Source organism: Paenibacillus sp. SAFN-117, assembly GCF_051966115.1.
GTDB lineage: Bacteria > Bacillota > Bacilli > Paenibacillales > NBRC-103111 > Paenibacillus_L > Paenibacillus_L residui.
This window is the reverse complement of record NZ_JBQCLK010000047.1, coordinates 35,659-44,344: the sequence shown is the minus strand read 5'-3', so window position 1 is coordinate 44,344 and position 8,686 is coordinate 35,659. Positions and strand designations below refer to the sequence as shown.

General features: G+C 53.3%; 7 protein-coding genes. All 7 read right to left on the bottom strand.

What is annotated here, in order from left to right:
* Positions 1–122 precede the first annotated feature (122 nt).
* The 7 genes from ACTHRH_RS23755 to ACTHRH_RS23725 all read right to left on the bottom strand — a co-directional run bounded on the left by ACTHRH_RS23755 (position 123) and on the right by ACTHRH_RS23725 (position 8,680).
* Entirely contained in the window at positions 123–620 is a 498-nt protein-coding gene (locus ACTHRH_RS23755) for an NAD(+) diphosphatase (RefSeq protein ID WP_379287739.1), read from the bottom strand.
* Positions 621–1,524: 904 nt separating this feature from the next.
* Entirely contained in the window at positions 1,525–3,039 is a 1,515-nt protein-coding gene (locus ACTHRH_RS23750; RefSeq protein WP_379287741.1) for a UxaA family hydrolase, read from the bottom strand.
* A complete protein-coding gene (locus ACTHRH_RS23745; RefSeq protein WP_440417927.1) occupies positions 3,036–4,382 on the bottom strand; it encodes a tagaturonate reductase in 1,347 nt (448 codons plus the stop codon). The genes ACTHRH_RS23750 and ACTHRH_RS23745 overlap by 4 nt, the downstream gene beginning before the upstream one ends.
* On the bottom strand, positions 4,315–4,569 hold the full coding sequence (locus ACTHRH_RS23740; protein WP_440417925.1) for a hypothetical protein: 255 nt from the start codon (positions 4,567–4,569) through the stop codon (positions 4,315–4,317). Before ACTHRH_RS23740 ends, ACTHRH_RS23745 begins: the two co-directional genes overlap by 68 nt.
* 118 nt (positions 4,570–4,687) lie before the next feature.
* Positions 4,688–5,425, bottom strand: coding sequence for a glucosamine-6-phosphate deaminase (locus ACTHRH_RS23735; RefSeq protein ID WP_144937828.1), 738 nt, complete (start codon positions 5,423–5,425; stop codon positions 4,688–4,690).
* A gap of 16 nt (positions 5,426–5,441) precedes the next feature.
* Complete coding sequence (locus ACTHRH_RS23730; RefSeq protein WP_144937831.1) at positions 5,442–6,692, bottom strand: Gfo/Idh/MocA family protein; 1,251 nt, start codon at positions 6,690–6,692, stop codon at positions 5,442–5,444.
* Positions 6,689–8,680: an alpha/beta hydrolase family protein gene (locus ACTHRH_RS23725; RefSeq protein WP_440417923.1), complete on the bottom strand. Its 1,992-nt coding sequence runs from the start codon at positions 8,678–8,680 to the stop codon at positions 6,689–6,691. Before ACTHRH_RS23725 ends, ACTHRH_RS23730 begins: the two co-directional genes overlap by 4 nt.
* Positions 8,681–8,686 lie beyond the last annotated feature (6 nt).

Sequence of the window (8,686 nt, the reverse complement as noted above, 5' to 3'; positions counted from 1 at the left end):
TCATGCTGGTCGCCTCCCTAAGAAATACAATAATATATTGTAGGGTAGGACTCCAGTTTCGTTAGGGGGCCGTGGAGTTATTGCTGGTTCTTGTCGCTTCTTACCGATGTATGGGGACGCTGCTAGATTTCCATTCGTTCTCTTATTTTTATTAAAAGTTTTTCGGCAATGCTTCCTTTCCAAATGGATTCGGCGGCGTCATGTGCGGAAAACCATCCGAACTCCTGTATCTCGTGTGAACTTCCGATGGTTTTCTGGGTGACAAAGGCAGCGAATCCTATCATCAATAAATCGGAACCTTCATGATAATAGCTCGAAATATACTGAAGCTCCCTGACCTCTTGCCCGGTTTCTTCTTTGACTTCTCTAACAACCGTTTCTTCCATATTGTGGCCTTGCTTAACATAACCCGATATAAGGATCCACTTATCATTTGAAATATGTTTTTGCTTAGTTAATAGAATGTGATTTTGTTCATTAATGACAGCCACGAGCACACAAACCTGCGATGACATGAAAAACGGTTTCCTGCATGCTTCACAGTACGGAATCTCACCTTCATCCGGAATAATGCGTTTGCTTAGTTCTTGTCCGCATCTGGGACAGTATTTATAGGTCATCCTCCACCTCCCGACGTTCATTCTAATTGTAACATATCATCCGCCTTAATTTTCCAGATACCCTTCCATGAATCGATAACCACCGTAATACCTTGGAACTCCACAGACTGATGTCTCCTCCCCAGAATCTTGCCCCATATTTTGTAATAAACTCAACTTTCGCAGAGCGAAAAACGATTAAAGGTTTGATTTGACTCGCAGAAGATAAGTATTGATATAAATGTCTTCCGCACCGAGCGCGACTCCCAGCGCGCGGTTGCACAAGTAGAAAACCTTTACTTGTGGTGGACCCTCGACGGTCTAACTGTATTTTATGCAGGTAAATTTAAGCGAATGGCGGAAAATGATTAAAGTAAATGGAAAAACTACATTTAGAATCAAGGCTTTTTGCTGAAATCGCCTTTCTTGCACAAACTAACTGTAGTTTTTCCACTTAGTTTCCGTATTTCGCTCCAGAGTTGCAAACTAACTGTATGAAATCCAGTTAGACGCGCCATTCTGCGAGTAGACTGCTTGCACGGCACCAGCAGAAAATGAAAACGATTTTCAAGGTAGACGTCCAAGTCGGAAAAGCGTCACCGGTACCGTCAAACGGCACCGTCAGAAGAGTGAAAATTATCGAGACATAACCAGGTAAACGGTTCTATTTGCTACGTAGAAAATCAGTTAGTCTCAAACGGGCTGTCGTCTTGCAGCGATTGGATCGGCGAAAGCCGTCATAAAAGCAGGAGAGGAATCACTGATTCGGTTCAGCGTAAAGCCGGAAATTAAATAGACAGATGGCCTAATGAATTCAAAGGTTATTTGGCGATTTCAGTCTGCGATAGTTGAGGTAATAAAGTTAAAAAATGAAAAAACCCGCCATAAATGCGGGTCTTTGTCTTGGATATTGGTGGCTACCATTCTACAAAATCACGCCGTCTTTAAAAATGGCGATTTCGCGAAATCCGTTTTGTTCATTGCGGGCTTCCGATTCTCCGGAAGCTATGCTGACGATGAGTGCCCACAATTCGTCCGTCAGACGGTCCATAGGCTTTCCTTCAAGGAGCTGCCCTGCATTGAAGTCGATCCAGTTCTTTTTACGAACGGCCAGCTCGCTGTTGGTCGATATTTTTACCGTAGGTACGGGTCCGCCGAAAGGAGTCCCTCTTCCCGTCGTGAACAGGACGATATGGGCCCCCGCAGCGGCAAGCGCCGTAACGGAGACAAGATCGTTCCCAGGCGCCTCAAGCAGATTCAGCCCCGGCTTGCTTACTCTGCCTCCGTAGCCGACGACATCGACGACCACCGCATGCCCCCCTTTTTGGGTACAGCCGAGCGACTTTTCTTCCAAAGTGGAAATGCCTCCCTCTATATTGCCCGGCGAAGGGTTCTCATAAATTTCCTGATCGTACCGTATAAAATATTGCTTATAATCGTTGATCAGACGTACGATTTGATCGAACACCTTCTCGTCTGCGGCCCGATTCATCAATATCGTTTCCGCCCCGAACATTTCCGGCACTTCGGTCAAAATCGTCGTTCCACCCATGCCGGTCAACCGATCGGAGACGGCCCCGACCAGAGGATTGGCCGTTATTCCGGACAACCCGTCCGACCCTCCGCATTTCAGACCGATCCTAAGCTTCGAGATGGAAACCGGCTCGCGCAGAAACCGTTCCGCGTGCTCTACCAGTTGTTCGATCAATTCCAAGCCCATCTCAAGCTCGTCTTCTTCCTCCTGTGCCTTCATAAAACGTATGCGCAACGGATCGAATTCCCCGATGGCTTGTTTGAACGAATCGATTTGGTTATTTTCACAGCCCAGCCCGACAACGAGTACGCCGCCGGCATTCGGATGACGGACAAGGGATGCGAGCAGAGCTTGTGTATACTTCAAATCGTCACCAAGCTGCGAACAACCGAAAGGATGTGCAAAGTGATAAACGCCGTCGATTCGGCCGCGATAGAGCGCATCGGCTCTTCTGGCGAGCGTTTCGCACGTTTTATTAATGCAGCCGACTGTGTTAATAATCCAGATTTCGTTACGAACGCCGACGTCCCCGCCTTCTCTAACATACCCTGGGAATGTAAGAGGCGCTGCCGCTTCGGTTTCCTGAACCGGCTCAGTAGGCTCGTATGTATAATCTATGAAACCTTTTAACCCCGTCTCCATATTATGAGTATGAACCCAGCAGCCGGGGACCAGATCCTCTCTCGCTTTCCCAATGGAATAACCGAATTTCCGGATGGGTTCTCCCTTCCTGACCGGCTGAACGAGAACCTTGTGCCCTTTCGGAATGTCTTCCCGAAGTTCGATCCGAACTGTCCCCCTCGCCACCACCGCGCCCATGTCCAGCTCCAATATTTCTCCCTTGGCGAAACTCCGCAAAGCGACGATGACATGATCCTCTCCATGCAAGCGAACCCAGTCTTTCATCCTCTCATCTCCATTCGTTCCCAATGTCCGGCGACCGCTTCCGATAGATCGGCTATTGCGGCCAGATCCGTCCCCCATAGGTTCTCGAGTCCGAGCAAACGGCGGGCCAGTTCAACCCAAGACATCGTTTGTTCCTGCCCCCAGACATATGCGAATGTTTCCATCACGTTTCTGTCGTCGTTTACCCTATATTTATCTCCGTTCAAGGAAATTCCTTCATAGCCTTTTTCCGTTCGACTCACCCTGTAATACCTCAGCAATCCGGCGAACGCCCGGACGAGCCCTTGCGGCAGCGTTTCTCCTCGATCGCGATAATAGAGCAGAGACGGCAAGAGCCTCACCTTGAACTTGCTAACGCTGTTCATTGCGATATCCGATAGCCGGTGACGGATAAACGGATTGAGAAAACGTTCGTATACACTTTCCGCATACCGTCTGCTTTCTGCTTCAGGTACCGGTAAGGAAGGAATGATCTCGTCCTCGATCGTCCGGCGTACGAATGCCCCGAGTTCCCGATGCCCCATCACTTCGCGCACATGTTCAAGCCCATAGAGCAGTGCGAGCGGGGTCATTAATGTATGGGCGCCGTTCAACAGCCGCACCTTCAGCAGACGGTATTCCGTCAGGTCGTCCACCCAATGAACATTCAGACCCGCCCGCCGCAAAGGAAGCTTCTCCTCCAGTTCGGGCTCCGCTTCTATCGCCCACAGATGATAGAGCTCGGCCGTGCAGAGCAGGTCATCTCGGTACCCCCATTCGGCAAACCATGCATCCGCCTCCGTATCCGGATAGCCGGTTACGATGCGGTCCACGAGCGAATTCAAAAAACGGTTATGCTCATTTACCCACCGGATAAACGGAGCCGGCAGCCCCCAATCTTCGCAATAACGCAGTATGCAGTCTCGAAGCTCATCCCCGTTGCGTTCCAGCAGCTCACACGGCAAAAAAATAAGGCCTTTGTCCGGTTCGCCGCGGAAAGTCAAGTATCGGCGGTACAGAAACAACGTCATTTTCCCGGGAAACGATTCTACCGGTTCGCCTTCGGTCATCGATTCGGGGCAAAAAACGAGCCCCGCTTCCGTTGTATTGGAAATGACGAACTGCAGATGAGGCTGCTCCGCCAGACGGAGGAACCGATCCCATTCCGAATACGGATCGATCATCTGGGAAAAAACAGAAATGATTTCGGTGCGCTCTACGGGGACTCCATCGCTCAAACCGCGCATGACGAGCGTGTACTGCCCGTTCTGGCGTTTCAGTGCATCCAGCTTCGCTTTACCGGAAGGGCGCGGGCTGGCTGACCGCAATGCTGCCTTGATAAATTCCCTGGCAGCGCGCTTCATGAATCATCCAGTCGAAAAAGCCTCGGAGGAAATTGCCTTCGCCGATTTGAACCACCGTCACCGGATCATCCATCGTCTGTTGAAGCCGCTGCTCTGAATTCGACAAGCATGGAAGCAGATGAGCCTCCGGAGCTCCCCCATTCCCCTCCTTGCCCGTCCGGGCAAGCTTGCCTTGCAAAACTGACAAGCCCTCTCCCCCCCTTTTTTTGCCTGGAAAAATTATATGTCTTCGTGCTTATCTGTACCGGTCTGCATTCGCCACCGCTCTGCCGAAGGTGTATTTTCCGACACAAGTTCGGACCGCGTCAGCTCCAGGCATAAATTTTCGAAGCGGAATCTTTGTCCAGATACAATCGCCAGTTCGAGTGCGACTTCAAAATTGTAGCCGGATAGTTGGGATCCACTTCCCGCTTGAACGTATTCGCGATTGCCGCGGCTTTTGCTTCATGCGGCACGACCGATACGATGTGGCGGCTCTTCAATATTTGCTTCACCGTCATTGTGATCGCTTGCTTAGGGACATCGTCAACTGTAGCAAACCACCCTTCACGCACTTGCTGCTGTTTGCAGGTGTCATCCAGATCGACAACTTTGTACGGCTCTTCCGTTACAAAATCGGCTGGCGGATCATTAAAGGCGATGTGGGCGTTTTCCCCGATGCCGATCAAGGCTACATCGACCGGAGCTTTGGCGATCTCTTCATTCAGACGGCGCAGTTCCGCCTGCGGTTCCGCCTCACCGTTGACAAGACAAACCTGTTTCACGTTAACATATTGCAAAAACCGTTCCTTCAAATATTTGCGAAAGCTTGCCGGATGAGATTCCGGCAGAGCGATATATTCGTCCAAATGGAACATCTCCACCTTGTCCCACTCAATATTCATCGTAATAAAATGCTGCAAAAACTCAAATTGCGAAGCGCCCGTTGAAAGCACAATGCGAGCGCTGCCGTTCGTATGGATAGCATCCCCAATTAGTTCCTTGCAGGCAAGCGCCGCTTCCAAGCCGCTCTGATCTGCTGTCTCGAATATGTTGATTTGCATTTTGTCGGTTTCCTCCCTATCGAAATTCATCCAGACGAACCATTCTTTTCTCTATACGCGAACGTTCCGCCGCGAACGCCATCAGATGACTCTGTATAGAAGCTTGCGCGGACGTAACACTGCGATGAGTCCCTTGCCGACGAACCGCCTTCGCAAAATCGTAGACTAGCCTCCGATCACCGCCCCCGTGACCGATATGGCCTTCTGGGTCGACTAGCTTGATCACTTCCTGCCGACCGCTTCCGAACCGACGGATCTCAATCTCGTTCGATTCCATCGTCGCGCGAATTTCACCTTCGGTTCCCATCAATTTGAGCGTCCGATTGCATTTTTCCGTAAAGGCGCTCATCGTGAAAACCGCCGTCACTTCATTATCGAATTCCATGCTGACGACCTGGTGGTCGACCACATCGTTGTCGCACTGAAATACGCAACGGCCGAACGGACCTTCCTTCATCGCTTTATACCGCGCTTCGTAGCTCGGGTCGCTGCTTGCCGCTTCTGCTTTCCAGCCGCCGTTCTCCACCAGATAAGTATCGGGCGCATAATACACGCATTCGTCCGCGACCGGACATCCGTCGATACAATATTTCGGAGCGCCCGGCGGAGCATTCTCCGGCCGGAAATAAGACAGATGGCCGTAAGATGATACACTTGTGCATACCCCACCCGCCAGCCACTGAATAATGTCCAGATCATGACAGGATTTCGCCAAAATCATGGGACTCGATCTTTCGGCGTTATTGAAATAGCCCCGAACATAGCTGTGTGCCTGATGCCAATATCCTACATTCTCGTTGTGCTGAATCGACATAAGCCGACCGATGCGGCCTTCGTCCAGCAATTGCTTGATCGTCTGAAAAAAAGGAGAATACCGCAGCACATGGCATATGGTCAGAATACGGCCCTTGGCTTCGGCTTGCTTGCCCAGCTCGATACATTCCCGCCAGTCCGGGGACATCGGCTTCTCCAGCAGTACGTGATAGCCCACCTCCAGCGCCTTCATCGCCGGTTCGTAATGATCCCGGTCGCGCGTACATATGAAGACGGCATCAGACTGTTGCGGCTGCGCGAACAAATCATCCCAGCTTGTATAGCAGCGCTGCCCGGCTATGCCAAAGCGTTCACGTGCCCGGTCCCGCTTTGCTACATCTGGTTCGGCTACGGCGACAATGCGCATTTCCTCCGGCCGTTGATGAGCATAACTGCTGTAAATCATCCCGCGCAGGCCCGCTCCGACAAGAGTGACCGTGATTGGTTTCGTCATCTGTATCCTTCCTTTCTCGCCAGTTCGCCAAGATCGAGATATTGTAAAATTCCCGGAAACACAAGGCTCATGACATCTTCTTCCTCATAATGAAGCATCTCGACCCAATCGGAAATGCTACCTAAGAGATCGCGCCCCGTTATGCGCCCGATTCTTTTGTCCAGCATGGCGGCAAGCTGGACATACATTCCGTACCGCCCGTCTGTGTAGAAGTCGGCCGGCTCATCGGGCCATTCGCCCAAATGTGCGAGCACATCGAGACAACGAATCGTGTCGTACGTGCGCAGAGCGGCCAGGCTGTCGCCAAGCCATAACAGGTCATCCGTCAGCTTGTGCATCACTCCGAAAAAACGGTGGGCAGGCTTGCCGTAAATCGCATGCGGCTCGTGCGGACCGACACCGGAGACGTTCAGCACAAGGACGTCGCGCCCTTGCGCGCAAGTCTGGCGAATCCAGGGCCAGTGCCGCGACAGGCGGCTTGTTCCTCCGGGCCATAACGCCACCGTGACCGGTCTGTACCGTTCGGCCACCCTGCAGTCCGCGCCGTCTGTGCCGTCTGCGTGAAATAAATAACCGCTGTTCATCAAGTCGCGCTGTGACCACCACAGCAAATACTCCACGCGCAAACCGTCCGCTTCGCCGACCCCTATGCGGCGGGGATTCAGCTCGCAGCACGTCCGGGGGCCACAGACCCTCTCGCGAAGCCATCCGAGCGCGCGTACCCGCCTTGACTCCGGCGCAAGCCCGGCACGCATGCGGCGCAGCCGTTCACACCGAGCAGCGTTCTCGTCGCGAACGGTTCGGGCGGCGGGCCAGTCGCGACGCACTTGCCCGCTGGCAGTGCACAGCAGCCGCTCGGCAGGGACGGGTGACAGTGGCTCCGGTTCCGGCGCAGCCAACGTGTCGGGGAATGGCTTGGCCCCCCGCCCCGCTAGATGCCAGCTGAAGAAACGGGCGGCGGCAACGGCCAATCGATCCGTATAACGATGGGTCGATTGGTCTTCTATGAGGAGCAGTTCCCCGGCCTTGCCGGACATTTCCCAGAATCGGCGGCAGCGGTCGACCGTACGCCGCGTCGCCTCGATCGGGAAAAAGTCGTACTGCACGGCCAGCACGAGGAGCGGCTTGGGCGCGAACGCCAGCAGCAAATCTTCGTGGTCGAACCCCTGCGCCGACAAGCCGGGCCACACCTGCTCCGCATCCTGAACGCCGCCCGCATGCATATATTGCCGGCGGTTCATGATGAAAGTGGCCGGCGCCGCCACGGCGAGCCGCTCGTCGCATACCATCAACATCGCCGTCTGGGTGCCTCCGCCCGAATTGCCGGTCACGCCGATACGGGTGGCGTCGATTTCCGGGCGTTGCTGCAGATAATCAACCGCGCGCATTGCGTCATGAACGAAGTAGCGGGCGATACTGTCCCCGAGTGGGTAACATTGCGCACCGAACAGCTGGTGCTCCTGCGTTCCCCATATGGGTTCCCCTGCCGGGAAGTCCACAAAAGCTAGCCGCTCGCCCTGTCCGATCGGGTCGATGGCGAGCACTGAGAATCCCGCCTGTACGAACCGCAAGCAGACTTGATGATAATACGGGCTGTGCTTCGCTTCATATTCATGCCCGCATAGAAACAACACTGCGGCACATCTCTCTTCGCGCTCATCCGGCAAATAAAAGTTCGCGGTAACGTAATGGCCGGGGCGCGGCTCGAAGATGACGTTCTCGACGCTGTATCCTACGGCCTGCGTCTTTCCCGTCGTTCGCGCATTCAGCGGAGCATCGCTTGGCGGCAGCCCGCCGATCACTGTCAGGAACGCTTCCCTTATCGCCGCCTGGCGCGCTTGAAGCCCGGCGATGTCTACGATACTGTCACGATCGTGGTCGCCGGCGGCGAACGCCCGGTCCGCGCGATCGAAAATATGGAGCTTCAATTGATCACGCGTGTCATATAACGTACATTTATATTGCTCCAGCTCTTGTATTCTGTTCATGCCGCT

Excerpts from the sequence above, each read along its gene's own strand:
- ACTHRH_RS23755 (WP_379287739.1), bottom strand. The coding sequence starts at position 620 with ATGACCTATAAATACTGTCCCAGATGCGGACAAGAACTAAGCAAACGC.
- ACTHRH_RS23725 (WP_440417923.1), bottom strand. The coding sequence starts at position 8,680 with ATGAACAGAATACAAGAGCTGGAGCAATATAAATGTACGTTATATGAC.
- ACTHRH_RS23730 (WP_144937831.1), bottom strand. The coding sequence starts at position 6,692 with ATGACGAAACCAATCACGGTCACTCTTGTCGGAGCGGGCCTGCGCGGG.
- ACTHRH_RS23735 (WP_144937828.1), bottom strand. The coding sequence starts at position 5,425 with ATGCAAATCAACATATTCGAGACAGCAGATCAGAGCGGCTTGGAAGCG.
- ACTHRH_RS23750 (WP_379287741.1), bottom strand. The coding sequence starts at position 3,039 with ATGAAAGACTGGGTTCGCTTGCATGGAGAGGATCATGTCATCGTCGCT.
- ACTHRH_RS23745 (WP_440417927.1), bottom strand. The coding sequence starts at position 4,382 with ATGAAGCGCGCTGCCAGGGAATTTATCAAGGCAGCATTGCGGTCAGCC.